Origin of the sequence: Pseudaestuariivita atlantica, from assembly GCF_001205715.1 — a bacterium.
In the GTDB taxonomy this organism is placed as follows: domain Bacteria; phylum Pseudomonadota; class Alphaproteobacteria; order Rhodobacterales; family Rhodobacteraceae; genus Pseudaestuariivita; species Pseudaestuariivita atlantica.
The window spans coordinates 31,771-58,169 of the sequence record NZ_AQQZ01000005.1 but is presented as its reverse complement, the minus strand read 5'-3'; the positions used below and the strand labels follow the sequence as shown (position 1 = coordinate 58,169).

The following is a 26,399-nucleotide window of genomic DNA, read 5'->3' as shown; positions in this document are numbered from 1 at the left end:
GCTGTCACTGATCGCGGCGCGAGATACTGGCGGCGAAAGCGATAACAAAAAGCAGGAAAAACAATCCGAAAAGGATTTGCGCTACACCTGCCGACGCAACGGCCATTCCGGAAAATCCGAAAAAACCGGCTACCAGTGCCACGACCAGGAAGAGAATTGCCCATGCAGTCATGGCGTTCCTTTCCTTGGCTGTCACGCTATCCGAACGCCCGTTGACTGTCTTTGGTTCCTGACAGTTTTCGAGGGAACCAACAGGTTCATCAGAGCGTTTAAAATCCGACATGACACTCTGGAAAGGAGGGCGTTTTCCGAACTCCCGATGACGCGCGAAACGCGCCATCGGCCAGCAACCGGTTTCGTCCGTAAGGTGCAATAATGCCGAGATTTTTCGTTGAATATGTCAGATCTTCACGACCCTCCCGAGAGAGGGAACTCGTGGACGTGCTCGCCAGCCGTGGCTTGATGTTCGCCGGCGCGACGCTCGTGCTCGCGGCGCCGATTTTCGGGCTGGTTGCGATGGGCGTATGTCTTGCCGTGGCGACGGCTTTCGCGGCGCAATCGTGGTCGCACCGCGTGCGCTTTCGGGATCAGAGCGCGTCGAGAATTTTCGCCACGTCTTCGTCAGTGAAGGGCCGGGTCAGTACGGCTGCATCCGGCTGACTACCCTGCGGACCGTCGATCAAGATGACCTGCACAGAATTGGAACGGGCCCAGTACCGAAATGCCTCGAATTGCGGATTGCTGCGTGTCAGCCCAAGGAAAAGCGCAAAGGGCAACCGCCCTTCATGGATGCCGTCCGGCCACAAGGCCCCGGCCTGCATTTTCAGTCGCGCCATGTCCGCGCCGCGCTGGGCGGCAACCATGTCCGCAAGGTCCACCGCCTCAACTTCGTTTTCGGTCGCTATCGCGAAAATGGGATCGAACACGAAATCGCGCCCCCCGTGGCTAGCAGAAGCACCAGCCTAACGGCAGCTCGCGGGTCGTGCATTTAACTATGACATACGAAAGGCACTAAAATGCCGATAAACTGCAAAAACTGTCCCCTCCGTCGTCACGAACTGTTCGCGACCATGTCTTCGGACGATGTCGCCTTCATGCAGGACATGAAGCAGGGCGAGCAGCATGTGGCTCCCGGCACGGTCGTATTTTCACAGGGCGACAAGCCCGATCACCTCTACACGGTGCTTGAAGGCAAGGGGTTGCGTCACAAGACCTTGCCAGACGGGCGCCGGCAGGTGGTGAACTTCGTCATGCCGGGCGACTTCATCGGGTTGCAGGCGGGCGTGATGGGCGAAATGCGCCACGCGGTCGAAGCGACGACGGCGATGACGCTGTGCATCTTCAACCGGTCCGACCTGTGGAAGGTGTTCCAGAACAACCCGTCCCGCGCCTATGACCTGACCTACCTGGCGGCGATCGAGGAGCATCTGCTTGGCGATGCGCTGTCGCGGATGGGGCAGCATGGCGCGCGGGAGCGGGTCGCATGGAGCCTTCACCGTCTGTACCGGCGTGACGTGGCCATCGGCGCGGTCGCCGGTGACGGGTCGATCTCGTTGCCCTTCCGGCAGCAGGACCTCGCCGACGCGCTTGGGCTGTCGCTGGTGCATACGAACAAGACGCTGGCGCAGCTGAAGGCAGAGAATGTCGCGCGGTGGGAGCGCCGCCGCCTTTTTGTTCATCAACCCGAGACGCTGGCACAGATCGGTCTGGTGGAGCAGCTCCAGCCCGAAACCCGGCCCTTGATGTAAGGATAGTGTGATATGGCGAATATTCCGGCCGACGACCAGGAACTGACACGCGAGTTTTCCGAGCGGGAGGCGGTCGAACAGGCGACTGGCCTGTCCGCGCGGCTCGTTTTCGAAACGATCCGGCGCGAAGGCGAGGAGGAGCTGCGGCGGCCCGCGCTGTCGCTGTTCTGGTCGGGCGTGGCGGCGGGCATCCTCATCAGCTTTTCGGTTCTCGCCGAAGCGGCCCTGCGCATCTCGCTGCCGGACGTCCCGTGGCGGCATATAGTCGAGAATTTCGGCTACTCGATGGGGTTCCTGTTGGTCATCCTTGGCCGGATGCAGCTTTTCACCGAGAACACCATCACGACGGTGGTGCCGACGGTGATCGACCCGCGCGGGTGCATCACCTGCCTACTGCAGCTTTGGGGCATCGTGCTGGTCGCGAACGTGATCGGCGCCTTCGCGATTGCGACCTTCCTTGCCCACACACCAGTTCTGTCACCGGAGCTGAGCGACGCGGTCACGGCGCTGTCGGTTCACGCCACGCACATGGAGCCGCTGGTCGGCTTCGTGCGCGGTATCCCCGCCGGCATCCTGATCGCGGCGCTGGTCTGGATGCTGCCATCGGCGCAGGGCGGGCAGGTCGCGCTTATCGTCCTGTTCACCTGGCTGATCGCGCTGGGCGATTTCACCCATATCATCGCCGGATCGGTCGAAATGGCGTTCCTGCTGGTGACCGGGGACCTTTCCATCGCCCGCGCGACCTTCGGGTTCTTCATCCCGGTACTCGCGGGCAACGTGGTGGGCGGCACGCTTGTCTTCACCATGCTGACCTGGGCGCAGGTCAGGCACGAGATGTCGGAAGAGTGACACACGAAAAAGGCCGGTCAGTGACCGGCCTTTTTGCTTGAATGAATGTGGGACGGCGCGGCGTCAGTTGGTTTCGATGACCACGCCGGGTGCGACCTGTTCGGTTTCGCTGCCGCCTTCGACGGGCGTGGTTCCGCGTTCGGCCAGGATCAGCACGTAGCCGAGGTAAAGCACGCCGACAAAGAGCAGGCAGGCCGCGATCCCCGCCAGCGGGCCGATATGGCGGCGGGTTTGCTTCTCGATGTTCGTGTTGGATGCAGACATTGCAGCCTCCTTTCGCAAATACGTCGTGGGATAAACGCGAAATGCAGCGGATCGTTCCCAGAAAGGCGCCAATCGATGCGGACCGCACTGTGCAAAACGCAGCCGAAAAAGCTGTCGTCACGTCATCTCGACAGTTGAAAACGCATGTCTCTTGCCCCACGCTGGCCCGCGACAGACGGAGGGAGACGAACATGCGGACACGCGCAGCAGTGGCGCTGGAAGCGGGCAAACCGCTCGAAGTGATGGAGGTGAACCTCGACGGCCCCAAGGAGGGCGAGGTCCTGGTCGAGATCAAGGCGACCGGCATTTGCCATACCGACGAATTCACCCTGTCGGGCGCAGACCCCGAGGGGATGTTCCCCGCGATCCTTGGCCATGAAGGCGCGGGCGTCGTGGTGGAATGCGGGCCGGGCGTGACGTCGCTGAAACCCGGCGATCACGTGATCCCGCTTTACACGCCGGAATGCCGTGAGTGCGAATACTGCCTGCACCCCAAGACCAACCTGTGCCAGGCGATCCGTTCGACGCAGGGGCAGGGGGTGATGCCGGACGGAACCTCGCGGTTCTCGATGCTCGATGGTACGCCGATCCTGCACTACATGGGCTGTTCGACCTTTTCGAACCACACGGTTCTGCCGGAAATCGCGCTGGCCAAGGTCCGCGAGGACGCGCCGTTCGACAAGATCTGCTATATCGGCTGCGGCGTGACGACGGGCATCGGCGCGGTCATCAACACCGCCAAGGTCGAAATCGGCAGCCGCGCCATCGTGTTCGGCCTTGGCGGGATCGGCCTGAACGTGATCCAGGGCCTGCGCCTTGCGGGCGCGGACCAGATCGTGGGCGTCGACCTGAACCCCGACAAGGTCAAGATGGCCACGCATTTCGGCATGACCGACTTCGTGAATCCGTCCGAGGTGGACGGCGACCTTGTCGCGCACCTTGTCGATCTGACGAAAGGCGGCGCGGATTACACGTTCGACGCCACCGGCAACGTGCAGGTCATGCGCGCGGCGCTGGAATCGGCGCACAAGGGCTGGGGCGAGTCGATCATCATCGGCGTGGCACCCGCCGGGGCGGAGATCTCGACGCGGCCCTTCCAGCTGGTCACCGGCCGCGTCTGGCGCGGCACGGCCTTTGGTGGCGCACGTGGGCGGACGGACGTGCCGCAGATCGTCGACTGGTACATGGATGGCAAGATCGAGATCGACCCGATGATCACGCATACCCTGTCGCTCGACAACATCAACGAGGGCTTCGACCTGATGCACGAAGGCAAGTCCATCCGTTCGGTGGTGGTTTACTGACGGAACTTGAGCAGGGCGGCGGGACCGCCCTGCCTCACCGCCGCTTGGCCTGCCGTTCGCGGTGCAGGGTATAAAGGCCGCTGACGATGATGATCGCGGCACCGATCCACGTCCAGATGTCGGGCAACTGGCCGAAGACGAGCCATCCCCATGTCGTGCCCCAGATCAGCAGCGTGTAGTGGATGGGGGCGAGGACGACCGCCTCTGCCAGTTCCAGCGCCCGGATGATCATGGTCTCTGCCACGCCCGCGAGGATGGCAAGCAGCGCGATGAGGGCGAAGGCCTGCCAGTTGCCCGGCGTTTGCCAAACGAACAGCATCGGGACGGTCAGCACGGCCGAGGCCGTGATCGCGGTATAGGCCACCGTCGTGCGGGTCGGGTCGGCGGAGCCGAGGACCCGCGACGCGATCTGCCGCAGCGCGAAGAACAGCGCCGCCAGAACCAGCAGGCCCGCCGCCGGGTGCAGCACGCCCATTCCCGGCCGGATGATGATGAGCGCCCCGAGGAAACCGATGGTCACCGCCGTCCAGCGCCGCAGGCCGACCTGCTCCTTCAGCAGGAGCGCGCCCAGCACGGTCACCATGAAGGGCGCAACGAAGGTGATCGCGACGGCATCCGCCAGCGGCACGTAGGCGACGGCATAGATGAACAACGTGGCCGACGCGGCGGCCAGCACGCCGCGGGTGATCTGCAAGCCGGGTGCCTTGGTCCGCAGCAGCGTCATGCCCTGCGCCGCCATCATGACCAGCACGCCCGCCAGCAGCCCAAGCTGCCGCATCCAGACGATCTGAAGCGGGTGGAACGTGTCGGTCAGGAACTTGGCCGTCGTGTCCACGATCGAGAACAGGAAGAACCCCAGCGCCATCGCGCCGATGCCCAACAGGCGCCTGCGGCGATGCGCGTCGCTGTCGTCGGCCAGCGCCGGGTCGGTCATGTGCTGCGGCATGTGCGGTCCTCTGTCTTCCGCGTAGCGCGGGCGGGCCGTGCTTGACCACCCGTTTGCGACATTCAAGGAAATCAACCAGCTTCCGCCGCCCCATTGCGCTTGGCCACCGCAAGGTTATGTTCCACCCAACCAGACATCATGAGGCCCCGGTAATGAGCGACGAGTCAAAGACACCCGAAGCAGCAAGTGACGATATCGAGAAGCGGTTCTTCAAATCGCGTAACGTGTTGATCACGGGCGGTATCGACGACAAGCTGGCGCAGAAAACGGTGCGCCACCTTCTGGCGCTGGCCGAAGATAGTGACGATCCGATCAACTTGTTCATCTCGTCCCCCGGCGGGCACGTTGAATCGGGTGACATGGTTCATGACATCATCAAGTTCATCAAACCGCGCGTGCGCTGCATCGGGTCGGGCTGGGTGGCGAGCGCCGGGGCACTGATTTTCGTGGGCGCGCCCAAGGAAGACCGCTACTGCCTGCCCAACACGCGCTTCCTGCTGCACCAGCCGTCGGGCGGGATCGGCGGCACGGCGTCCGACATGGCGATCCAGGCCGAACAGATCATCGCGATGCGCGACCGGTTCCACCGCATCTTCGCCGAGGCGACGGGCCAGACGCCCGAGAAGATCGCCGAGGACACGCAGCGCGATTTCTGGCTCACCACCGACGAGGCGATCGAATACGGCCTTCTGGGCAAGGTGATCCGGTCGGCGGACGAGCTTGGCTGACCTGACGATCCGCCCGGCCCGGTCGGGCGATTATCCTGCCATCGACAGGCTGATCTCTCCGGTCTTCGCGGCCGGTGAGACCTATGCCGTGGACCCCGGCATGACCGGTGCCGCCGCCGTCGGTTACTGGTTTTCGGGCGGGCGGCGTGTCTTCGTGGCCGAAGATGGCGGCGTGCTTGGCACCTACTACATCCGCCCCAATGGTGAGGGACATGCCGCGCATGTGTGCAATTGCGGCTACATCACGGGCGCAGAGGCCCGCGGGCGTGGCATCGCGACAGCGATGCTGCTGCATTCGCAGGACGAGGCCCGGCGTTTGGGCTACACTGCGATGCAGTTCAATTTCGTGCTTGCAACGAACGTGAAGGCGGTCGCGTTGTGGGAAAAGCACGGGTTCGACACCGTGGGCCGCCTGCCGGGCGCCTACATGCACCCTAACGCGGGGGCGACGGATGCCCTCGTTATGTTCAAGACGCTGACGAAAGACTGACATGCCAGACCGTTCCCGCCCGCTTTACGCCGTCCTGATCGACGCCGACAACATTCCCGCGAAATTCGCGGGCGCGATCCTGAAGGAGATCACGTCTCTCGGCGAACCGGCGCTGCGGCGGGTCTATGGCGACTGGTCGTCCGGGCGGCTGAATTCGTGGTCCAAGACGGTGCGCGACCTCGGCCTTGTGGCGCACCAGGAAACCGCGAACACGGTGGGCAAGAACGCGTCCGATATCGGTCTTGTCATCGACGCGATGGACATCCTGCACACGGGCCGTTTCGACGGCTTCGTGCTGGTGTCGTCCGACAGCGATTTCACCGCGCTGGCCAACCGGATCCGCGAACAGGGCATGGACGTGATCGGCATTGGCGAGGCCAAGGCCCCCGAAGCCCTGCGCAACGTGTGCAACAGGTTTATCCTGATCGAGAACATCGTCGACGAACCCGCGCCCAAGGGCAGCGGGTCAGACACCAAGGCCGAACCGTCGACCAAGCGCGACGTCAAGGACGCGATCCCGCTGATCCTGAACGCGATGGAACAGATCGAACAGGACGACGAATGGTACGCGCTTGGCCCGCTGGGCCAGTATATCCAGTCGGCCATCCCCGATTTCGACACGCGCACCTATGGCAAGCGCAAGCTGAGCGACCTGATCCAGTCCATCAAGCGGTTCGAGACGCGCAAGGATGGCAATCAACTGATGGTGAGACGCCGGGATTGAGGTTTCGCGTCACGCCAACCTAATGGTAGGTAGGCTACATGAGTACGCAGACGACACTCCTTGACCACGCCGAAACGCTGGCGCGCACACGCGGATACGACGCCTTCAGTTTCGCCGACCTCGCGCGGCACGCGAAGATCGCGAAACCCAGCGTGCACCACCATTTCCCGACCAAGGGATCGCTCGCCATCGCGCTGGTGACCCGCTACGCGGCCCGCGTCGCGGCCGAACTGGACGACATCGCCGGAACCGCGCCGACGCCCCGCGCCTGCCTTGAACGCTTCGTGGCGCTTTACCGCGACACGGGCCAAAACGGCCGGGCGCTGTGCCTGTGCGTGGCCTTCGGAACCAGCCGAGACAGTTTCGACGAGGACGTTCTGGAAGCGCTCGCCGCCTATCAATCGGGCGTTCTGGCGTGGTTGCGCGCGGCCTTTGCCGCACACGGCTGGTCGCAGGCGGAGGCCGAAGGGTGCCTTGCGCTCTGCGAAGGCGCGCAGGTGCTGGCGCGCACCGCGCGCGACATCGCCCTCTACGACGCGGCGACCGGGCCCTTCCTGAAACGGCTCGCGGAAACGGAGGAGTGACGGGATGCGGTTGAACGCGGATTTCTCGCAACGGGTCGTGTCGCGCCCATCCGACCGGGATTGGGTGTCGTCACCCGCGGCGGGCGTCGACCGGCAGATGCTGGACCGCATCGGCGACGAGGTGGCCCGCGCGACAACGCTTGTCCGGTTCGCGCCCGGTTCGGCCTTTGACGCGCACACCCATGGCGGGGGCGAGGAATTCCTCGTCGTCGACGGCACGTTCAGCGACGAAAGCGGGGATTTCCCGGCGGGCACCTATGTCCGCAACCCCATCGGCACGGCGCACGCGCCGCATACCGACGAGGGCTGCACGATCCTCGTGAAACTGCACCAGTTCGACGCGGACGACCGCGCGCATTTCCACGTCGACACGCGGCAGGCCCGGTTCGAGCCGACGGCAGATGCGGGTCGGACGGTGCTGCCACTCCACCGGCACGGGACCGAGAGGGTGGTGCTGGAACGCTGGGACCCCGGCACCGCGATCCCGGCGCACGTGCATGACGGCGGGGCAGAGGTTTTCGTCCTCGAAGGCCGGATGCAGGACGCGGACGGGACGTATCCGGCAGGCACGTGGCTGCGGCTGCCGCCGGGGTCGCGCCATGCCTCGCGGACGGAAGACGGCTGTCTGCTGTGGATCAAGACGGGCCACCTGACGAAAGAGGCGCTTTCGCGCTGGTCGAGCAGCGCGTGACGCCTCGCGTCCCGCGCGAAACGGGTTAGAATAGGCGCATGTCGGCCACCCGTACCATTGCGCTTTATCCCTGGTTCAAGTTCTTTCAGAACCTCATTTTCTGGCAGGCGATCTGGTTTCTCTACCTGCAGCAGGTGCTGACCCCGTCCGAGGCAATCCTGCTTTACGCGGTCTACGACATCTCGACCACCGCGCTGGAGGTGCCGTCGGGCTACCTGTCGGATCGCGTTGGGCGGCGGTTCACGCTGCTGGTGGCCGCAATCAGCGGTGCCGTCGGATCGGCCCTTCTGGCCGTTGGAGACAGTTTCGCGGCCTTCGCGGCGGCGCAGTTCATGCTTGGCGCGGCGGCGGCTTTTGCCTCGGGCACCGACAGCGCGATCCTGTACGAGTCGCTCGACGATGCGGGACGCAGCGACGAGGTGGAGCGGCAGGAGGTCCGCGCGTGGCGCTTCACCTTCGCGGCGCTTGCCGTGTCCGCGATCATCGGCGGCGTCATGGCGCGGGCAGCGCCGACCTTGCCCTTCACCGCCAGCGCACTGGCTTTCGTCGGGGCGATCTGGGTGGTCTGGCGCATGGCCGAGCCGCGCCGCGCCGTACAACGCTCTGCCGCCGACACGCGCCGCGCCCTTGTCCGGGCGCTTGTGCATCCCGCCTTGCGGTGGCTCTTCGCGCTGAGCGTGCTGATGTACGGGTTCAGCCACCTGCCCTTCGTGTTCGGCCAGCCCTTCATCCTCGAAGCGCTGGAAGGCGCGGGGCTGGGCAGCGAGGCGCCGATCGTCAGCGGGACTGTGACGGCAATCATGATGACGGTTTCGGTTGCGGCATCCGTGGTCGCCGTGCGCTTGCGGACGCGGCTGGGCCTGACACGGCTTCTGCTTCTGGCCTTCGGCCTTCAGATCGCCGTGGCGGCGGTGCTGGCGGCGACGAATTCGATCATCGCCATCGCCATCCTGTTCCTGCGCATGGTGCCGGACAGCCTGTCACGCCCGTTCCTTCTGGCCCGCGTGCAACCGCTGCTGCAATCGGCAAGCCGGGCGACCTACCTGTCGTTGCAGGGGTTCTTCGGACGGCTGTTTTTCGCGGCGTCGCTGCTGGTGGCATCGACCGGCGCGCAGACGGCGAATACGCTCGCATGGGAGGAGATCCGCGTGATCCTTGGCGGCTACGTGCTGGCCGGGCTGGTGTGCTGGATCACGCTGGCGCTGACCGCGCGCGGTGCGCGCCTTGATCCTGTTCAGACGCCGTAGCGGGCAAGGAACGTGTCGACCGCACCGTCGACGATGCGGGTGATTTCATCTGCTGCGAATTCGCGCTGGATGCCGAAGACCTTCTTGGTCCACAGGTCCGCCTTGCACAATTCGGCGAACTGGTCGGCGGCGAGACCGGGATCATCCATCCGCAACTCGCCACGCTCCATCGCGCCGTTGAAATAGTGGATCATCACGTCGCGGATCAGCATCGGGCCGGACTTGTAGAAGGCCTGCCCGATCTCCGGGAACCGGTCGCTTTCCGCCACGCAGATGCGAAAGATCTGGCCGCCCAGTTGCGACAGGATGAAGGACAGGAAATGCTTGCCCGTCCGCGTCAGGACCTCGCGCGGGGGCGCGGTCATGTCGATGTCGCTGATGCCCTTTTCGGCCTGCAGCGCGCATTCGGTCGTCGCGACCTCGATGAACAACAGGCGCTTGTCGGGGAAATAGCTGTAAAGCGTCGCCTTGCTGACGCCGGCGGCGCGCGCGATGTCGTCGACGCTTGCCCCCTCGAACCCGTCGGTCATGAAGACCCGCCGCGCACCCTCCAGCACGTCATCGTATTTACGACCCTTTCGGATCGTTGTGCTGGGTGCGTTCATGGATGTCCTCCACCGACAGGACCCGAGTATAGGTGTACCCGGGCCCTGCGGGCAAGCGTGCCGCCGGGGAACGGCGCGGCATCACTTGCCGGCTTCACCGGGCACGGGCAGGAGAATACCCGACTGGGTGGACAGGGTGCCGCCGGTTTCACCGGGGAAGGTCAGCAGCGGAAGATCGGTCATGTAAGAGCCTGCTGCGGCACTGAAGGCACCGGCGGCGGTCAGAATGGCGGCCAAGAGAAGCGGTTTCATCGGGCGATTCCTTTCCAGAAGTGAACTGATCTGTTCAGTTCAATCCATATCTAAACCGATCGGTTCAGATTGCAAGGAAAAAATGAACCGAACGGTTCAGTTATTGCCGTCGCGCCACGAGGAACAGCGTCGGTGCAAACCCGCCATAGGTGTGTTCCTCGATGATCGTGAACCCCGCACGCTCGATCCGCCGTTTCAGGCCGCCCGTTGTGAACCAGCGGATATAAGGCGCGCGCCCGAACACCTGCATCACCTTGATCAGCGGCCACATGATCGGCGACCGCGATGCCACGCAGGCGGATTTCGAGATGAAGACGCCGCCGGGTTTCAGCCCGTCATGGATAGCCGCAAGCGCGTCATCGATGTCCTTGACGAGGTGAAGCAGGTTGAAGCCGGCGATCGCGTCATACGGGCCGTCCGCGCAGGCCTCGGCAATGGTCGCGGTCCGGAACGTGACGTTCGTGACAGGCACCTCTGCCAGCCGTTCGTTGGCGATCTCGACCATGCCGGCGGCAAAATCCGTCGCCGTGACCTGCGCGACCGACCCGGCAAGGGCAAGCGCCGTGGGGCCGGTGCCGCAGCCAAGCTCCAGCAGGTGATCGCCCGGCGACAGGTGCGCGCGGGTGCGGGTGAGGGTGTCGTTGTAATTGTCGGGGTTCGAAATCGGGCTGGCCGCGTATTTGCGAGCGGCTTTTGTCCAGAATGCCGGAGCGGTGCTCATTTTTTGTGTCCATGATTGAGATGGCGCCTGTTTATCCCCGTATGGATTGCGCCGGAATTGCGGAATTCCGTGGATTTGGTATGCAATTTCGCATGAAACCTCCGGCCTTCGACTTCGACTGGAACCAGGCGCGCGCCTTTCTGGCGACGGCGGAAGAAGGGTCTTTGTCGGCGGCGTCGCGGGCGCTGGGCCTGACCCAGCCGACGCTTGGCCGACAGGTCGCGGCGTTCGAGGAGAAGCTGGGCGTCGCGCTGTTCGAAAGGGTGGGGCGGTCGCTTTCGCTGACGCCCACGGGCCGGGACCTCCTGCCGCATGTAAAGGCGATGGGTGCGGCGGCCGAAGAGCTGACGCTGACGGCGACAGGCCGCAGCCAGGCGATGACGGGCACCGTGGCGATCAGCGTGGTCGATGCCGTGGCCGTGACGCTGATGCCGCCCATCCTCGAACGCCTGCAGGCCGAGGCGCCGGGTCTGATCATCGACCTTGTCATCACCGACAGCCTGTCCGACCTGCGGCGGCGGGAGGCGGACATAGCCATCCGCCACGTCCGCCCCGAGGACCCGGACCTGATCGCGCGCAAGGTCCGGGAACGGAAGGCCGCGCTGTACGCCACGCCCGAGTTCCGGGACCGGCATGGCGGATTGCGCAGCGTGGCCGACCTCGCCGGCGTGCCGATCATCGCCTTCGACGACATCGACCGGATGATGTCGGATTTCGGCAATCTTGGCCTCGATCCCACGCCCGACCAGTTCCGGGTGATCGCCCGCAGCGGCGCGGTCGGATGGGACCTCGTGCGGCGCGGGTTCGGGGTTGGCGCGATGATCGACGACGTGGCCGAGCATTTCACCGATGTCGTGCCCGTCTGCGAAGACTTCACCCCGATCCCCGTGCCCTACTGGCTGACCGTGCACCGGGAGTTGCGCACATCGGCCCGCATCCGGCGCGTGTTCGACATACTGGCGGACGCGCTGGCGCCTTGACGGGCCTTGCGTCCGTGGTACCACCAAGGTCATGGCCGAGATATTCCTGAAGACGCTGCCGTTTTTCGCGCTGATCGGCCTTGGTTACGGCGCCGCGGCCAGCCGCTTTTTCGCCGAGGAAGCCACCGCGTGGCTGACCAAGTTCGTCTTCTACTTCGCCCTGCCCGCGATGATCTTCCGCTTCGCCGCCTCGCTGTCGCTGGGCGAGATCCTCGACTGGTCACTCGTCGCGGCGTACCTGTGGGGGACGCTGTTCGTCTACGGCTTGGCGACGCTGGTCGGACTGCTTCGCGGGCTTGACGTGGCGACCAACGCGGTCGAGGCGCAATGCGCCGTGATCGGCAACGTGGGCTTCCTGGGCCTGCCCATGCTGGCGCTGCTGCTCGGCGATGCCTCCATCGGGCCGAACCTCCTGGTGCTGGCGGTGGACCTGATCGTGTTCTCGTCGCTCATCGTGATCCTGATCTCCATCGGGAAGACCGGGCGGCTGGACCTGTCGATATTCCGCACCATCGGGCGCGGCCTGATCGAGAACCCGATGATCGTGTCCATCGTGCTGGGCCTTGGATTCGCCGCCCTGCCCATCGAGATGCCGGAGGTCGCCAACGAATTCCTCGTCACGCTGGGCAATGCCGCGACGCCCTGTGCGCTGTTTGCCATCGGGGCCTCGCTGGCCTCCAAATCGGCGGAACGGATTTCGATCGCTCTGTATATCTCGACCTTCAAGCTGGTGCTGCACCCGGCCTTCGTGGCCTTCGCCGCGCTCTACATCTTCGAGGTCGACGCCTTCGGCGCAGGCGTCATCATCTCGGCTGCCGCCCTGCCGGTTGCGGGCAACATCTTTATCCTCGCGCAGCATTACGGGGTTGCGCCGCAGCGGGTCAGCGCGGCAATCCTTGTGTCGACACTCATCAGCGTTTTGACCGTTTCGGGCGTGATCGCCTGGGCGGCGACGCTCAACTAGGGAGCGCCCATGCAGACGCAATCGGAAAACCGCTGTTTCGGCGGCACGCAAGGGGTCTACACGCACGCGTCAGAGGCCTGCGGCTGCGACATGACCTTTGGCCTGTTCCTGCCGGCCGAGGCGGCGGATGGCCCCGTGCCGGTGCTGTGGTACCTGTCCGGCCTGACCTGCACGCATGAAAACGCGATGGTGAAGGCGGGCGCGCAAGGCTGGGCGGCCGAGCAGGGAATCGCGCTGATCTTCCCCGACACCTCGCCGCGTGGCGAAGACGCGGCCGATGACGAGGCCTATGACCTGGGCAAGGGCGCGGGGTTCTACGTGAACGCGACCGAGGCGCCGTGGGCACCGCATTTCCGCATGTGGGACTACGTGGCCGAGGAACTGCCCGCGCTGGTCGGCGAAAACTTTGCGCTGGACATGGAGCGGCAGGCGATCACCGGCCATTCCATGGGCGGTCACGGCGCGCTGACGCTTGCCATGGGCCTGCCGGGGCGGTTCCGCTCGGTTTCGGCCTTCGCGCCGATCAGCAATCCCACCGCGTCGGACTGGGGGCGCAAACAGCTGAATGCCTACCTCGGCAAGGACGAAAGCACGTGGGCGCGGCACGACGCGAGCCTGCAAATGGCAGAGGTCGGATTCGACGGGCCGATCCTGTGCGACACCGGCACCGACGACCAGTTCATCGACCTGTTGCGCCCCGAGGCGTTGGCCGAAGCGGTGGCGAAACGCCGTCAGGAAGCCACCCTGCGCCTGCAGAAAGGGTACGATCACAGCTATTTCTTTGTCTCGACCTTCATGGAGGATCACGTGACCTTCCATGCCGAGGCGCTTTACGCGTGACGCTGTGGATCGACGCGGATGCCTGCCCGGTCAAGGGCGAGGCGGAACGCGTCGCGACGCGCCACAAGACGCGGATGAAGCTGGTGGCCAATGGCGGTCTGCGCCCGCCCGCGAACCCGTGGGTTGACCTCGTGATCGTCGCCGATGGTCTCGACAAGGCGGATGACCACATCGCCGAGAATTGCGGCCCCGGCGACGTCGTGGTGACGGCGGATGTGCCGCTGGCCGCGCGCTGCGTGGCGGCGGGCGCGGACGTCATCAACCATGACGGGGAGCGGTTCACCCCAGCCAATATCGGATCGAAGCTCGCCACCCGCGACCTGATGACCGAGGTGCGCGCCGCCAACCCGCTGGCGCAGGGCGGCGGCGGGCGCCCGTTCTCCAAGGCCGACCGGTCCCGTTTCCTGAACGCGCTGGAGCAGGCCATGCGGCGGGCGGCGCAGGTGGCTGGCTGACAAGCCGCGGGTCCTCCACGCCATGGCCGACGTCGCAAACGGGCCAGACGCCGCGGCGCGGTGCCGTCACACACGGGGCATGATCCCCGCATCCTCCAACCTGCGCGGCGCCGCAAGTGCATCGCTCGCCGTGATGTTCTTTGCGCTGGTCGACAGTTCGATCAAGTTCCTGAGCGACACCTACGCGCTGCACCAGGTCGTGCTGATCCGGTCGCTCGTGGCGCTTGCCCTGTTCCTGATCCTCATCATGCCGTTCTACGGCGGCTGGCAGGTGTTCCGCACCAAGCGACTGGCCCTGCATATCCTGCGCGGTGCCTGCGTCGTGTTCGCCAACCTCACTTTCTTTCTTGGACTGGCCGAGATCCCGCTGGCCGATGGCGTCGCGATCTTCTTCGTCTCGCCCCTGATCATCACGGTCATGTCGGTCCTGTTCCTGCGCGAAACGGTCGGGCCGTGGCGGTGGACCGCCGTGGGGTTGGGGCTTGCGGGCGTGCTTGTCATGGTTCGGCCCGGCACGACCGCGTTCCAGTCCGCCGCGTTGCTGCCGCTGGCCGCCGCGTTCGGTTACGCCATGCTGTCGGTCCTCACCCGCAAGATCGGGACGACGGAATCGGCGGCGACCATGTCGGCCTATATCCAGATCGTATTCATAGCGGTCTGCGCGGTGTCGGGGCTGATCCTGGGTGACGGTGCCTTTGCCGGCTCGACCCGCCCCGCTCTCGATTTCCTATTCCGCGCATGGCCCGCCCTCGATGCGGTGGACTGGTGGCTGTTCCTGCTGATCGGGGCGGGAAGCTGTTTCGGCGGGTTCCTGATCAGCCAGGCCTACAGGCTGGGCGAGGCCAATTTCGTGGCGCCGTTCGAATACGTGGCGATGCCGATTTCGGTTGTGACCGGCTTCCTGGTCTTCGGCGATCTGCCCGATCTGCTGGGCTGGTTCGGCATTACGCTGATCATCGGGGCGGGTCTTTTGCAGCTGTGGCGCGAGACGGTGAATGCCCGCAGGCTGGCCGCCGACGCACCCACCCTGCGCCGTGGTTGAACCGGCGCGCGCGGGCTGGGATAAGGAGGCAAAGGAGCCCTTTTCATGCACGTCACCGCCGTCGTTTTCGATATCGGCAACGTCCTCATCGATTGGCAGCCCGAACGCCACTACGACGCGGTGATCGGCGCGGACCGCCGCCGCGCCCTGTTCAACGCGATCGACCTGCACGACATGAACAACGACATCGACAAGGGCGCGGATTTCCACGCCCGCGTGGCCGAGGAAGCGGCGAGGCATCCGGCATGGCATGCCGAGGTCATGATGTGGCACGACGATTGGCTGAAGCTTGCAGGCCCGCCCATCCCGCGCTCGGTCCGGTTGCTGCGCGCCTTGCGGGCAAAGGGCGTGCCCTGCCTTGCCCTCAGCAATTTCGGGATCGGCACGTTCGAGATCGCCGAGGCCGAATGGCCGTTCCTGGCAGAGTTCGACCAGCGCTTCATCTCGGGGCACATGGCGCTGGTGAAACCCGACCCGCGGATCTACGCGGCGGTTGAAGAGGAAAGCGGGCACGCGCCGGGCGGCTTGCTCTTTGCCGACGACCGGGCCGAGAATGTCGCCGCCGCGCAGGCGCGCGGGTGGCAGACGCACCTGTTCGACGGTCCCGACGGGTTCGCGGCGCGACTGGTCGACGACGGGATTCTGAGCATGGCGGAGGCGGCATGAGCCTGCCGTTTATCTCTTTCGAGGACGCCGACCCGCTGCTGGACTGGAAGGCACTGGGCGCGGCGTTCGAGGCCGGCCACACGCGCCCCAAGGCCGAGATCGCCGACAGTTTCCTCTACCGCGACCCGGACACGCTGCTGAACCGGGCGGCGTGGATCGACGGGCTGGGGCTTGCGGTGAAATCCGCCACCGTCTTTCCCGGCCGCGATCCGATGATCAATGGCGCGGTGTCGCTGTTCAACGACTCGTCCGGCGCGCCCGAGGCGATCCTCGATTTCCACCTCGTGACGAAATGGAAGACGGCAGGCGACAGCGCGTGGGCGGCGTCTCGCCTTGCCCGACCCGACAGCCGGAACATCCTGATCGTCGGCGCCGGAACGGTGGGCCGGTCGCTTGTCGCGGCCTATCGCGCGTGGTTTCCCGGTGCGCGGTTTTCCGTCTGGAACCGGACGCCCGAGACGGCGGAGCGGTTCGCGCGCGATCTCGAGATCGATGTGGCTGATGCGCTGGCTGACGCCGTCGCGCGGGCGGATATCGTGTCCTCGGCCACCATGACGACCGAACCCCTGATCGACGGGGACTGGCTGCGCCCCGGCACGCATGTCGACCTGATCGGGGCCTACCGTCCCGACATGCGCGAAGCCAACGATGCCGCGCTGCTACGCGCGCGCGTCTTCGTGGACAGTTTCGACACCACGCTGGGCCATATCGGCGAATTGAAGATCCCGCTCGAGGCGGGCGTGATCCCCCGCGAACACGTGCTGGCCGATTTCTACGAGGGCCCGTTCGCGCGCGGTTCGGATGACGAGATCACGCTGTTCAAGAATGGCGGGGGCGCGCATCTGGACCTGATGACATCGCGCTACATTCTCGACGCGTGGAGGGCCGCGCGGTGATCTGGCTGATCCTCGTCCTGGGGGTGATCGCGGCGGCACCCTTCGTGCGCGAGGCGCTGCGCTCGAAGATGGGGCCGGGCGTGCGGGCGCGTGCTCCGGGCAGGTTCGCAGAGCTGCCGTCGGGGCTGACGCATTACGACTGGATCGGACCGTCGCGCGGACCTGTCGCCGTGTGCGTGCACGGTCTGACGACGCCGTCCTTCGTATGGCGTGCGCTGGGCCCGATGCTGGCGACGCTGGGGTTCCGCGTGCTGATCTACGACCTTTATGGGCGCGGCTTTTCGGATCGCGTGCGCGGGCGGCAGGACGCGGCCTTTTTCCTGCGCCAGCTGGAAGAGCTGCTCGATGACCAGGCCATCCGCGAGCCTGCGACATTCGTCGGCTATTCCATGGGCGGCGCTATCGTGACCGCCTTTGCGGCGGCGCATCCGGGCCGGGTGCAGCGACTGGTATTGCTGGCCCCGGCCGGGATGGAACTGAAGATGGATGCCATGGCGCTCATGGTGCGGGATGTGCCGCTGGTGGGGGACTGGCTGTTCCACGCCTTCTGGCCGTCACGCTTCCGCGACGGGGTTCTGTCCGATCCGCGACCTTCGGCCGTCGACAACATCGCGGCCCGGCAGCTGGAGGAATTGGACGTGCAGGGGTTTGTCCCCGCCGTCCTGTCGTCGACGCGGGGCCTTCTGGCCCGGTCGCTGGCCGAGGAACACCGCGCGGTGGCGGCAGACGCGATCCCGGTTCTGGCGATCTGGGGGCGCGACGACGACGTGATCCCCCTGCGCGCCGTGGGCCGTCTGACCGAGTGGAACCGGGACTGCCGCCAAGAGGTGATCGACGGGGCGGGGCACGGGCTGCCCTATACCCATCCCGCCGAGGTGACCGAGGCGATACGCCGGGCAATGCTCGACGGGTTCTGACCGGCTCAGGCGATGGCCGCCCAACCCAGACCAGCCAGCACCGCGCCGGTGAAACCGAGGCCCAGGTAGGCGGCGAACACGCGCGGTTTGACCAGCGCCCAGACGGCCACCGCAGCCGGGATGCAGCTGACGCCACCCGCGATCACGAAGGACATCGCGGCCCCTTGCGCCATCCCCTGGTCGAGCAGGGCATCGACCAGCGGCACCGCCGCATACCCGTTGAGGTAGGCCGGAGCCCCCACCAGTGCGCCAAGGAGGATCGGCACGACACCGTCGCCGCCCAGCACCTGCGCGATCCATTCGGCGGGAACGTAGTTCAGCATCAGCGCCTCGATGACGTAGGCGACCGTCAGCCATTTCAGCAGGAACGCGCCGTTTTCTAGGACGGCATCGCGAAAGGCGGTGCGCCGGGGCTCCTCGGTCCAGAACGACCAGACGGGTCTGCCTTCGAACGGTTTCCGTGCACTACAGCATCCGCTGATCTGCGGTTTCGCGCGCAGGGGGTCGGCAAAGACGGGGCCGGAGGCGAACAACTTGACCACGAAACCGCCTGCGATGCCGAGGGATACGGCCGACACCGCCTTGGCCAGCGCGAATTCGTATCCGAGCGTACCGGCGGTGATCGCGAACATGGCCGGGTCCATCAGCGGCGAGGCAAGCCACAGCGCCATCACCGCGCTGAGCGGTGCACCGACGGCCAGCAGGGCGGCGATGAAGGGGATGATCTCGCACGAGCAGAACGGGGACAGCCCGCCAAGGATCGCGGCCATGAAGATCATCTGCGTCTCGCGGCCTTCGAAGGAGCGCGCGATCAGCGTTTCCGCTCCCGTCGCCTTGAGGTAGCCGACCGCGAGGATCGCGAACAGGATGAACGGCGCGGTATTCACCAATGCGCCCGCTGTGAAGGTGACCGTGGGCCAGAATTGGGCAGGGTCGAGAAGTGCGATGGCCACGAGGAGCGCGAGGATGGTCAGAACCACCCGGTCGAGTTTCCGGGCCCGTGACCACAGGGACGGGCGGGGTGCGGGGAGGGAGCTGTCAGCCATGCGAGTGATCCGTTTCCGCCGCGTCGGCGCAGCACGAGTTGAGGAGGTAATCGGACAGGGCCTGCACCGTGTCATAGGCAACCGCGGCGCAGATGATGGACCGGCCCTGCCGCTGCTGGGTGACAAGCCCGGCCTGCGCCAGAAGCTTCACATGGTGCGTCAGGGTGGACCCGGTCACGCCCGACCGCTGGCCGAGTTCGCCGATGGTCAGCCCGTCGGGCCCGGCGCGTACCAGCGTCAGAAGCACCGACAGGCGCTGTTCGGAGCCAAGGGCCGCGAAGGTCGATGCGGCGACTTCGAGCGACATGTTCTGAAACGATTCCTTTTTCATATTTCTAGAAATATAGAAATGAGTGATGTGTCGCAAGTCATTTCGAAGAATTTCGAAATGTTCGCCATTGCGGTCCGGGTCCCGGCGCGCTAGCTGCGCGGGATGGATGCCCTGCTGACAGACCTGCGCGCCTGCCGCCTGTGTGCGGATCGGTTCGCCGCGACGGAAACGGCCCATGCGCCGCGCCCGGTGGCCTGGGTTGGCGGTTCGGCGCGGATCCTTGTCGCGGGGCAGGCGCCGGGTCTGCGCGTGCACCAGTCCGGCAAGCCGTTCACCGACCCGTCGGGTGACAGGTTGCGCGAATGGATGGGCGTGGACGAGGCGACGTTCTATGACACGCGCCGCATCGCCATCCTGCCCATGGCGTTCTGTTTTCCCGGCTACGATGCCAAGGGTAGCGACCTGCCGCCGCCGCCGGTCTGCGCGCGGACGTGGCGCGCGCGGTTGCTCGACGCGCTGGGCGATGTGAAGCTGACGCTTCTGATCGGGGCCTATGCCCAGCGCTGGCATCTCGGGTCGCGGCGCGGTGTGACCGAAACGGTCGCAAACTGGCGCGAGCACGCGCCCGCGACCTTCGTCCTGCCGCATCCCAGTTGGCGCAATACCGCGTGGATCCGGAAGAACCCGTGGTTTGCGGAAGAGGTGCTGCCCGCGCTGAGGCGGCGGGTGAAGGAGGTATTGGATGGCTGATCTGACGCCGCTCGACGAGGCGCATGCGATCATGGCAGCGAACGAAGGCGACGAGGCCGCGCGGATGGGGTTCTTCGCCCGGCTCGTGGCGTCGGAACTGTTCGTTCTTCTGGAGAGGGAGGCCGAGGGCGACCGGATCGAGCCGCAGCTGGTGCAGCACGAGGGGATGACCTTCGCGCTCGTGTTCGACCGGGAGGAACGGCTGGCGGAATTCGCGGGCGAGGTCGCGCCGCTGGTCGCGCTGTCGGGGCGGGTCCTGACGCAGCTTTTCCACGACCAGGACATCGGGATTGCGCTGAACCCGGATGTGGCGCCGTCATCGGTGCTGTTGCCGGCCGACGTGGTCGATTGGCTGGCCGAAACGGTCGCGCAGGAGGCCGAGGCGGGCGAAGGGCGCGTCAGCCGGGTGACCCCGCCGAAGGACGTGTCGGACGCGTTGCTGCTTACGCTCGACCGCCGCGTTGCCTCGTTCGTCGGGCGGGCGCACAGGGCCTATCTTGTGGGGGCGGACTATGACGACGGGCGCAGCGGGCTGATGCTGGCCGTGGTCGGGGCGGTTCCGGAGGCCGAGGCGGCGCTGGCGCAGGCCGTGACCGAGGTTGTGGCCTTCTCCCCCGAGCCGGTCGCCTTGGACGTGGCCTTCTTCGATGCGCGCGACATGGCGCTGGGGCCGATCTCGGACGTCGGGTTGCGGTTCGACGTGCCGGTGGAAGACCCGCACGCCGTGGGCCCGTCGGCGCCGGGCATGGATCCGGACGCGCCGCCGAAATTGCGCTGACCGCTCGTCGGGCCCTTGCGTGCCCGCCTCGCTGGGCGCGCGCCGCTGCCGATGGTGGCGCGGTGGGCGGGGGCGGGAGCCTCCGGCGGACATATTTTCAAAGAGAAGAAGATGCCGAAGGGTCAGTATCCGGCGTCTCGGTTCACGAGGTGGAGGAACGGCTCGCCCGCTTCGCCGCGCCGGATGTTTTCGGCGATGACCTTCGCGGCGGAGGAGGCGCGGGTTTCGGAGGCGATGTGGGGGGTGACGGTGACGTTTGGATGCGCCCAGTAGGGGTGATCGGGGGGCAGGGGTTCTTCGCGGAAGACATCGAGCGTGGCTTGGGCGACGCCGCCGGCGTCCAGCGCGGCAAGCAAAGCGGTGTCGTCGATCAGCGGGCCGCGGCCGGGGTTCAGGACGAAGGCGCCCGGTGCGAGGTGTTGCAGGGTTGCGGCGTTGAGCGTGTTTTCGGTGGCGTCGGTCAAAGGCAGGAGAAGCACGACGATCCCGGCACCGGCGAGCGCCTGGGCGAGGCCGTCGGGGCCGGAGAGGCAGGTGATGCCGGGCACGTCTTTCGGCGAGCGGCTCCATCCCCGGACCGGGAAGCCCAGTTGGGCGAGCGCGGTGCCGCAGGCGGTGCCGAGGGCGCCGAGGCCGAGGATCGTCACCGGGCGGTCTTCGGCGAGCGGAGGGACGTGGCGGCGCCAGATGCCGTCCTGCCCGTTGAGGTGGATGTCCATGCCGAGGTGCAGGCGCATGGCATGCCCCACGACCCATTCGACCATGCCCTGTGTCAACCCGTGGTCGACCATCCGCGCCAGCGGCTGCGTGAGGGTCCGGTTGCCGGTGATCCCTTCGACGCCGGCCCAGAGGTTCAGCACGGCCTTGCACCGCGTGTAGGCGGTGAAGTCCTGCAGGTGGGAGTTGGGAGCGTAGACGATGTAGTCGACGCTCTCGGGCGGAAGAGACGCGTCCTGCGTGTAGTTCTCCATCCGGTAGTCGAGGCCATGGGCATCAAGGGCGGCGCGCAAGGGTGCCTCGTATTCGGCCCAGCGCAGGGAGCGGGCGGCAAACTGGATCTGTATCATCTGGGGTCAGGTCTATCGCAGGCGGTGGACATGGGCGGACTGCACGAGCCCGAAGCCGATCAGCAGGATCAGCATGGCCGATCCGCCATAGCTGACGAGCGGGAGCGGGACACCGACAACCGGTGCAAGTCCCATGACCATCGACATGTTCACGGCGAAGAACAGGAAGAACGTCGTCGCGACGCCAAGGATCAGCAGCGAAGAGAACCGGTCGCGGTTCGACAGGGCCGAGGTGATGCAGAACACGATGATCAGGCCGTAAAGCACGAGCAGGGATATGGCACCGAGGAAGCCGAATTCCTCGGCGAGGGTGGTGAAGATGAAATCGGTATGCTTTTCCGGCAGGAAGTTCAGGCGCGATTGCGTGCCCTGCATGAAGCCGCGGCCTCCCCAGCCTCCCGATCCGAGAGCGATCTTGGATTGCGTGATGTGGTACCCTGCACCCAGCGGGTCGGACGAGGGGTCGAGGAAGGTGTCGATCCGGCGGTACTGGTAGTCCTTCAGGAGTTGCCAGTCTGTGCCGCGGCTAAGGAAGACCGCGGTGACGAGACCGCCGATGCCTGCAAGGACGGTTGCGAAATAGGCCCAGTGCACGCCGGCGAGAAACATCATGATGCCCCCTGCTGTCAAAAGCAGGACCGCGGTGCCGAGATCCGGTTGGCTGAGAACGAGCGCCGTCGGGACAAGAATGATGACGATCGGCAGAAGCACCCAGAACGGGCGTGATGTTTTCTGGATCGGGAGCCAGTCGTAATATGCGGCCAAGAGCAGGACGAGCGCGATCTTCATGGCTTCCGACGGTTGCAGGCGCATGAAGCCAAGGTCGATCCAGCGCTGTGCGCCGCCACCGGTCGCGCCGGTGAATTCGACGGCGACCAGCAGGAGCACGGTGCCCGCGTAGGCCAGAAGCGCCATGTTGCGCCAGAACCAGATGGGCACCATGGCGATCACCAGCATCAGGACGAAACCCACCGCGAACCGCTTGATCTGAGTGTCGGCCCAGGGCGAGTAGGAGCCACCGGCGACCGAGTAGAGCATCAGGAACCCGATGCAGGCGACGGCAACGATCAAGAAGGCCAGCGGCCAGTTGAGGTAAAGCACCTTCCGCAGGCCGGACGGGACGTATTTGACGGAGTATTCAAGATAGCTCATGCGCGGTTCCCCGATCCTGGGCGTTCGCTATCGCGGCGCAGCTTTTTCAGTTCCGCCTGTTGCCGCCTGATCTTTTCGCGGTCCTTCGTCGGGTAGGCGTCAAGCGGCGGGTCCTCGCCGTAAAGGGCCTGCAGCGTGATATCCCGCGCGATGGGCGCGGCAGAGGTCGATCCGCCACCGCCATGTTCGACGACCACCGAAACGGCGATCTTGGGCGCGTCGGCCGGGGCGTAGTTGACGAACAGCGCGTGGTCGCGGCGCTCCCACGGCAGGTCCTCGTTGCGGGTCACCCCGCGGCGGCGTTCCTCGGCGGTGATGTTGCGGACCTGGCTGGTGCCGGTCTTGCCCGCAATGCGCAATCCGTCGGCGATCACGCGGCTGCCGTAGGCGGTGCCGCGACGGTCGTTCGAGACCGCGTACATCGCCTTGCGCACCAGCCGGAGGTGGTTTTCGTTCAGATCCAGCGGCGCGCCGGCGCCGGTTGGCTGTTCGGCCCCGTCCACGGTTTTCACCAGCCGGGGCGACACGGCGCGGCCGGTGGCGATCCGCGCGGTCATCACCGCAAGCTGCAGGGGCGTGGTGGCGACGAAGCCCTGCCCGATGGAGGCGTTCACGCTGTCACCGATCACCCAGTCCTTGCCGAACCGCGACCGTTTCCATTCCCGTGTCGGGGCGACGCCCGCGGATTCCGCCGACATGGGGACGCCGTGCCGTTCTCCAAGCCCCAGTCGCCGTGCCATGGCGGTGATCCGCTCGATCCCGACTTTCAGCGCGAGGTCGTAATAGTAGACGTCGCAGCTTTCCTTCAGTGACCGTTCGAGATCGACATTGCCATGACCCGCGCGTTTCCAGCAGTGGAACTTGCGCCCCGAGATTTCGAGGAACCCGTTGCACTTGACCGTGTCGTTCGGGCCGACCAGCCCGGCTTCGAGGCCCGCCAGAAGGGTTGCCATCTTGAAGGTCGAACCGGGGGGATAGGTGTCCTGCACGGTTTTCGAGGCAAGCGGGCGGCGATCGTTGTCGCGCAGGGCGCCGTAATCCGCAACCGAGATGCCCTCGACGAACTTGTTGGGGTCGTAGGTCGGGGACGACGCGATGGCGAGCAGGTCGCCGGTTTCGCAATCGATCACGACGGCGCTGGCGCTTTCCTCGCCCAGCCGGGCCTGAACGTAGGATTGCAACTGGTGGTCGACCGTCAGTTGCAGGTCGGCGCCGGGCGTGCCCTCGGTCCGGTCAAGCTCGCGCATGACGCGGCCGGTATTGTTGACCTCGACACGCTTGGTCCCGGCGACGCCGCGCAGGACCGATTCAAGCTGCGCCTCGACGCCGACCTTGCCGACCTGGAAGCGGGGGATACGCAAAAGCGGCGGAGGGTCCTCGTACCGGGCGAGGTCGCGGTCGGAAACCGGACCGACATAGCCCGCGACATGCGCGAATTCGGGGCCGAGCGGGTAGATGCGGCTTAGCCCCACTTCGGGCGCGACGCCGGGAAGCGCCGGGGCGTTGACGGCGACACGGCTCACATCGTCCCACGTCACCCGGTCGACGATCGTGACGGGCAGAAGCGGCGTCGCGCGCGATGCCTTGAGCGCGCGTTCGCGGTCTTCGTCCGACAGCGGAAGGATGCCCGACAGCGTGTCGAGCATGGCTTCGACATCGGGCACGTCCTCCCGCACCATGACGATCCGGTAGGACGGCTCGTTGTCGGCGATGACCACGCCGTTGCGGTCGAAGATCTGGCCGCGAGCGGGCGGGATCAGGCGGATGTTGATGCGGTTCTCGTCGGCCAGAAGGCGGAAGGCGTCGGCCTCCTCCACCTGCATCTTGCGCATGCGCGCGCCAAGCACGCCCATGAAGGCAAGCTGCGCCCCGCCAAGGATCAGCCCGCGGCGCGAGATGCGCCGGGCGGAGATGGCGGTATCGCGGGGTGAGCGTCTCATATCCTGCGCCCCAGCTTGTCGACCTCTCCCAGCGCGGCGCGGTGCACGCCCAGCCCGTAGCGGGAGAACAGCATCATCACCGGGATGGACGCGGCGGTGAAGATCATCTGGATCAGCGTGAGCGCGAGCGAGGGCAGCGGCACGAACAGCACCAGCAGCACCAGCCGGTAGATGACCGTAATGGTAACAAGTGCCGTGATCGCGGTCATCCATTCGATGGTCCACGGAACCTCGCGCATCTGCCGGGCGCGCCCCTTCAGCCATTCCACCGCCAGCACGACCAGCGCGGCCCAAAGCCCCGGAGGCCGCTGAAGCAGCAGGTCAACCAGCAGGAAGACCCCCGCCACGAGGAAGAAGGGCACGTAAGAAGGCCGCCGCAGAGCCCAGACGAAGACAAGCGCGACCAGCAGGTCAGGCCCCGGCCACCGGCCCGGCTGGGTTTCCAGCGGGATAAGCTGCAGAAACAGGATCAGGGCGGACAGCGCCACGAACAGCATCCGCATCGTCCAGACCCGGCCGGAAGCTCCGAACTCAGCCATTGCCGCCTCCGGTTGTCGTGGTGGGCCGGGCAGGGCGCAGCGGCGCGTCGGGGCCTTCGGGCAGCGTTTCGGGCCGGATCAGGGCCGCGGCGGCGGGCCGCTCTCCCAGCCCGTGGTCGCGCAGGACGCGCAGGAATTCGAGACGCTCGTAATCGGCGGCAAGACGCACACGCATCCGCCCGCCCGAGTCGATCACCACCTCGCCCAGCAACAGCCCCGGAGGAAACACGCCGCCGTCGCCGCTGGTCACCACCCGGTCGCCGGGGCGGACCTGGTCGGGGTTCTCGATGAAGTCGATGGGCGGCGCGACCTGGTTGTCGCCGACCACCAGCGCCTTCTGGCCCGAGGGCTGGATCGTGCTGGGCACCCGGCTCGACCCGTCGGTCAGCAGGATCACCCGCGCCGTCGACTGCCCCACGCCCGAGATGCGGCCCACCAGCCCCAGCCCGTCCATCGCGGCCCATCCATCGCGGATGCCGTCGCGCGCCCCGATGTTCAGAAGCACCGTCTGCCGGAAGGGAGACCCGCTGTCGGCAAGCACCACGCCGGTCACATAGGTCAGGCGCGGGTCGAGCCGCACGTTGTTCAGGTCAAGCAGGCGCGCGTTTTCCTGTTCAAGCTGCAGCGCGGCCTCTTTCCACGATTTCATCTGCTGCAATTCGCGGCGCAGCTCGCGGTTCTGTTCGGCCAGCCGCTGGTAGGATTGCACGTCGCGCACGAGGTTCACCGTTGCCGTCACCGGGACCATCGCCCAGCCGAACCCCGGCATGACATGGTCGATCACCGCCGCGCGGAAGCGTTCAACGCGCGGACTGTCGATGCGCCAGACCAGAAACAGTGCCAGAAGGCACAGGATCACCACCCCCGCCAGAAGCCGTTTCAGCGGGCCGCCAAATTCCTGCGAATTGCGCGCATCTCTCGCCATTCATCCCTTTCTGCAAAG

At 66.0% G+C, this 26,399-nt stretch carries 33 protein-coding genes; 19 read left to right on the top strand and 14 right to left on the bottom strand.

Annotated elements, in window-relative coordinates; translation table 11 throughout:
* Positions 1 to 4 precede the first annotated feature (4 nt).
* Positions 5 to 340 carry a DUF1328 domain-containing protein gene (locus ATO11_RS22575; protein ID WP_423212709.1) on the bottom strand — a complete coding sequence of 112 codons (336 nt, stop codon included), beginning with the start codon at positions 338 to 340 and terminating at the stop codon, positions 5 to 7.
* A gap of 247 nt (positions 341 to 587) precedes the next feature.
* Positions 588 to 926 (bottom strand): hypothetical protein, encoded by a 339-nt coding sequence (locus ATO11_RS12295; protein ID WP_050531191.1) that lies wholly within the window; start codon positions 924 to 926, stop codon positions 588 to 590.
* Between the two features lie 144 nt (positions 927 to 1,070).
* Between ATO11_RS12295 and ATO11_RS12290 the strand changes: the two genes are divergently transcribed.
* Positions 1,071 to 1,748 (top strand): Crp/Fnr family transcriptional regulator, encoded by a 678-nt coding sequence (locus ATO11_RS12290; RefSeq protein ID WP_242601411.1) that lies wholly within the window; start codon positions 1,071 to 1,073, stop codon positions 1,746 to 1,748.
* Between the two features lie 12 nt (positions 1,749 to 1,760).
* Positions 1,761 to 2,597 carry a formate/nitrite transporter family protein gene (locus ATO11_RS12285; RefSeq protein ID WP_050531189.1) on the top strand — a complete coding sequence of 279 codons (837 nt, stop codon included), beginning with the start codon at positions 1,761 to 1,763 and terminating at the stop codon, positions 2,595 to 2,597.
* A 63-nt stretch (positions 2,598 to 2,660) separates the two neighbouring features.
* On the opposite strand, the gene ATO11_RS12280 is transcribed toward ATO11_RS12285, so the two are convergent.
* Complete coding sequence (locus ATO11_RS12280; RefSeq protein WP_050531188.1) at positions 2,661 to 2,861, bottom strand: hypothetical protein; 201 nt, start codon at positions 2,859 to 2,861, stop codon at positions 2,661 to 2,663.
* A gap of 191 nt (positions 2,862 to 3,052) precedes the next feature.
* On the opposite strand from ATO11_RS12280, the gene ATO11_RS12275 reads away from it, so the two are divergent.
* Positions 3,053 to 4,165 carry an S-(hydroxymethyl)glutathione dehydrogenase/class III alcohol dehydrogenase gene (locus tag ATO11_RS12275; RefSeq protein WP_050531187.1) on the top strand — a complete coding sequence of 371 codons (1,113 nt, stop codon included), beginning with the start codon at positions 3,053 to 3,055 and terminating at the stop codon, positions 4,163 to 4,165.
* A gap of 34 nt (positions 4,166 to 4,199) precedes the next feature.
* Here the strand turns inward: ATO11_RS12275 and ATO11_RS12270 are convergent, their stop codons facing one another.
* On the bottom strand, positions 4,200 to 5,111 hold the full coding sequence (locus ATO11_RS12270; protein ID WP_242601410.1) for a DMT family transporter: 912 nt from the start codon (positions 5,109 to 5,111) through the stop codon (positions 4,200 to 4,202).
* A 152-nt stretch (positions 5,112 to 5,263) separates the two neighbouring features.
* Between ATO11_RS12270 and ATO11_RS12265 the strand changes: the two genes are divergently transcribed.
* From ATO11_RS12265 to ATO11_RS12240, 6 genes are read left to right on the top strand one after another with little or no spacing between them, the layout of a single operon-like run.
* Positions 5,264 to 5,839: an ATP-dependent Clp protease proteolytic subunit gene (locus ATO11_RS12265; protein ID WP_050531186.1), complete on the top strand. Its 576-nt coding sequence runs from the start codon at positions 5,264 to 5,266 to the stop codon at positions 5,837 to 5,839.
* On the top strand, positions 5,832 to 6,329 hold the full coding sequence (locus ATO11_RS12260) for a GNAT family N-acetyltransferase (RefSeq protein WP_207382966.1): 498 nt from the start codon (positions 5,832 to 5,834) through the stop codon (positions 6,327 to 6,329). The genes ATO11_RS12265 and ATO11_RS12260 overlap by 8 nt, the downstream gene beginning before the upstream one ends.
* Position 6,330: 1 nt before the next feature.
* Positions 6,331 to 7,053, top strand: a complete 723-nt coding sequence (locus tag ATO11_RS12255; RefSeq protein WP_050531185.1) for an NYN domain-containing protein — start codon at positions 6,331 to 6,333, stop codon at positions 7,051 to 7,053.
* A gap of 38 nt (positions 7,054 to 7,091) precedes the next feature.
* The gene (locus ATO11_RS12250; RefSeq protein ID WP_050531184.1) at positions 7,092 to 7,637 is read left to right on the top strand and encodes a TetR/AcrR family transcriptional regulator; all 546 of its coding nucleotides are present in this window, start codon (positions 7,092 to 7,094) and stop codon (positions 7,635 to 7,637) included.
* Between the two features lie 4 nt (positions 7,638 to 7,641).
* The gene (locus ATO11_RS12245) at positions 7,642 to 8,328 is read left to right on the top strand and encodes a cupin domain-containing protein (RefSeq protein ID WP_050531183.1); all 687 of its coding nucleotides are present in this window, start codon (positions 7,642 to 7,644) and stop codon (positions 8,326 to 8,328) included.
* 38 nt (positions 8,329 to 8,366) lie between these two features.
* Positions 8,367 to 9,575 (top strand): MFS transporter, encoded by a 1,209-nt coding sequence (locus ATO11_RS12240; RefSeq protein ID WP_050531182.1) that lies wholly within the window; start codon positions 8,367 to 8,369, stop codon positions 9,573 to 9,575.
* Here ATO11_RS12240 and ATO11_RS12235 read toward each other — a convergent pair.
* The 3 genes from ATO11_RS12235 to ATO11_RS12230 form a co-directional block, all read right to left on the bottom strand.
* Complete coding sequence (locus ATO11_RS12235; RefSeq protein WP_050531181.1) at positions 9,563 to 10,180, bottom strand: TetR/AcrR family transcriptional regulator; 618 nt, start codon at positions 10,178 to 10,180, stop codon at positions 9,563 to 9,565. The two genes, ATO11_RS12240 and ATO11_RS12235, sit on opposite strands and share 13 nt — an antisense overlap.
* Positions 10,181 to 10,261: 81 nt before the next feature.
* Entirely contained in the window at positions 10,262 to 10,432 is a 171-nt protein-coding gene (locus tag ATO11_RS22160; RefSeq protein WP_165586971.1) for a hypothetical protein, read from the bottom strand.
* Positions 10,433 to 10,532: 100 nt separating this feature from the next.
* Complete coding sequence (locus ATO11_RS12230; protein WP_050531180.1) at positions 10,533 to 11,153, bottom strand: class I SAM-dependent methyltransferase; 621 nt, start codon at positions 11,151 to 11,153, stop codon at positions 10,533 to 10,535.
* A gap of 92 nt (positions 11,154 to 11,245) precedes the next feature.
* Between ATO11_RS12230 and ATO11_RS12225 the strand changes: the two genes are divergently transcribed.
* The 8 genes from ATO11_RS12225 (at position 11,246) to ATO11_RS12190 (ending at position 17,913) form a co-directional block, all read left to right on the top strand.
* Complete coding sequence (locus ATO11_RS12225; RefSeq protein WP_050531398.1) at positions 11,246 to 12,133, top strand: LysR family transcriptional regulator; 888 nt, start codon at positions 11,246 to 11,248, stop codon at positions 12,131 to 12,133.
* A gap of 31 nt (positions 12,134 to 12,164) precedes the next feature.
* Complete coding sequence (locus ATO11_RS12220; protein WP_050531179.1) at positions 12,165 to 13,097, top strand: AEC family transporter; 933 nt, start codon at positions 12,165 to 12,167, stop codon at positions 13,095 to 13,097.
* A 9-nt stretch (positions 13,098 to 13,106) separates the two neighbouring features.
* Positions 13,107 to 13,937: an S-formylglutathione hydrolase gene (gene fghA / locus ATO11_RS12215; RefSeq protein WP_050531178.1), complete on the top strand. Its 831-nt coding sequence runs from the start codon at positions 13,107 to 13,109 to the stop codon at positions 13,935 to 13,937.
* Positions 13,934 to 14,392: a YaiI/YqxD family protein gene (locus ATO11_RS12210; protein ID WP_050531177.1), complete on the top strand. Its 459-nt coding sequence runs from the start codon at positions 13,934 to 13,936 to the stop codon at positions 14,390 to 14,392. Before fghA ends, ATO11_RS12210 begins: the two co-directional genes overlap by 4 nt.
* Before the next feature lie 79 nt (positions 14,393 to 14,471).
* Positions 14,472 to 15,434, top strand: a complete 963-nt coding sequence (locus ATO11_RS12205) for a DMT family transporter (RefSeq protein WP_050531176.1) — start codon at positions 14,472 to 14,474, stop codon at positions 15,432 to 15,434.
* Between the two features lie 45 nt (positions 15,435 to 15,479).
* Entirely contained in the window at positions 15,480 to 16,100 is a 621-nt protein-coding gene (locus tag ATO11_RS12200; RefSeq protein WP_050531175.1) for an HAD family hydrolase, read from the top strand.
* Positions 16,097 to 16,996: an ornithine cyclodeaminase family protein gene (locus ATO11_RS12195; RefSeq protein WP_050531174.1), complete on the top strand. Its 900-nt coding sequence runs from the start codon at positions 16,097 to 16,099 to the stop codon at positions 16,994 to 16,996. The genes ATO11_RS12200 and ATO11_RS12195 overlap by 4 nt, the downstream gene beginning before the upstream one ends.
* A complete protein-coding gene (locus ATO11_RS12190; RefSeq protein ID WP_050531397.1) occupies positions 16,993 to 17,913 on the top strand; it encodes an alpha/beta fold hydrolase in 921 nt (306 codons plus the stop codon). Before ATO11_RS12195 ends, ATO11_RS12190 begins: the two co-directional genes overlap by 4 nt.
* A gap of 5 nt (positions 17,914 to 17,918) precedes the next feature.
* Here the strand turns inward: ATO11_RS12190 and ATO11_RS12185 are convergent, their stop codons facing one another.
* Positions 17,919 to 18,959, bottom strand: a complete 1,041-nt coding sequence (locus tag ATO11_RS12185) for a permease (protein WP_050531173.1) — start codon at positions 18,957 to 18,959, stop codon at positions 17,919 to 17,921.
* Positions 18,952 to 19,290, bottom strand: coding sequence for an ArsR/SmtB family transcription factor (locus ATO11_RS12180; RefSeq protein ID WP_050531172.1), 339 nt, complete (start codon positions 19,288 to 19,290; stop codon positions 18,952 to 18,954). Before ATO11_RS12180 ends, ATO11_RS12185 begins: the two co-directional genes overlap by 8 nt.
* A 102-nt stretch (positions 19,291 to 19,392) precedes the next feature.
* Between ATO11_RS12180 and ATO11_RS12175 the strand changes: the two genes are divergently transcribed.
* Positions 19,393 to 19,980, top strand: a complete 588-nt coding sequence (locus tag ATO11_RS12175) for a uracil-DNA glycosylase family protein (protein WP_050531171.1) — start codon at positions 19,393 to 19,395, stop codon at positions 19,978 to 19,980.
* Complete coding sequence (locus ATO11_RS12170; RefSeq protein WP_050531170.1) at positions 19,973 to 20,758, top strand: SseB family protein; 786 nt, start codon at positions 19,973 to 19,975, stop codon at positions 20,756 to 20,758. The genes ATO11_RS12175 and ATO11_RS12170 overlap by 8 nt, the downstream gene beginning before the upstream one ends.
* Before the next feature lie 122 nt (positions 20,759 to 20,880).
* Here ATO11_RS12170 and ATO11_RS12165 read toward each other — a convergent pair whose 3' ends face one another.
* Genes ATO11_RS12165 through mreC form a run of 5 tightly spaced genes read right to left on the bottom strand, consistent with a single transcriptional unit; the run spans position 20,881 to position 26,381 of the window.
* Positions 20,881 to 21,825 (bottom strand): 2-hydroxyacid dehydrogenase, encoded by a 945-nt coding sequence (locus tag ATO11_RS12165; RefSeq protein ID WP_050531169.1) that lies wholly within the window; start codon positions 21,823 to 21,825, stop codon positions 20,881 to 20,883.
* 12 nt (positions 21,826 to 21,837) lie between these two features.
* Entirely contained in the window at positions 21,838 to 22,977 is a 1,140-nt protein-coding gene (gene rodA / locus ATO11_RS12160) for a rod shape-determining protein RodA (RefSeq protein ID WP_050531168.1), read from the bottom strand.
* Positions 22,974 to 24,917 carry a penicillin-binding protein 2 gene (gene mrdA, locus ATO11_RS12155; RefSeq protein WP_050531167.1) on the bottom strand — a complete coding sequence of 648 codons (1,944 nt, stop codon included), beginning with the start codon at positions 24,915 to 24,917 and terminating at the stop codon, positions 22,974 to 22,976. Before mrdA ends, rodA begins: the two co-directional genes overlap by 4 nt.
* On the bottom strand, positions 24,914 to 25,456 hold the full coding sequence (locus ATO11_RS12150) for a hypothetical protein (RefSeq protein WP_050531166.1): 543 nt from the start codon (positions 25,454 to 25,456) through the stop codon (positions 24,914 to 24,916). Before ATO11_RS12150 ends, mrdA begins: the two co-directional genes overlap by 4 nt.
* The gene (mreC, locus tag ATO11_RS12145; RefSeq protein WP_050531165.1) at positions 25,449 to 26,381 is read right to left on the bottom strand and encodes a rod shape-determining protein MreC; all 933 of its coding nucleotides are present in this window, start codon (positions 26,379 to 26,381) and stop codon (positions 25,449 to 25,451) included. Before mreC ends, ATO11_RS12150 begins: the two co-directional genes overlap by 8 nt.
* Between the last annotated feature and the right edge of the window lie 18 nt (positions 26,382 to 26,399).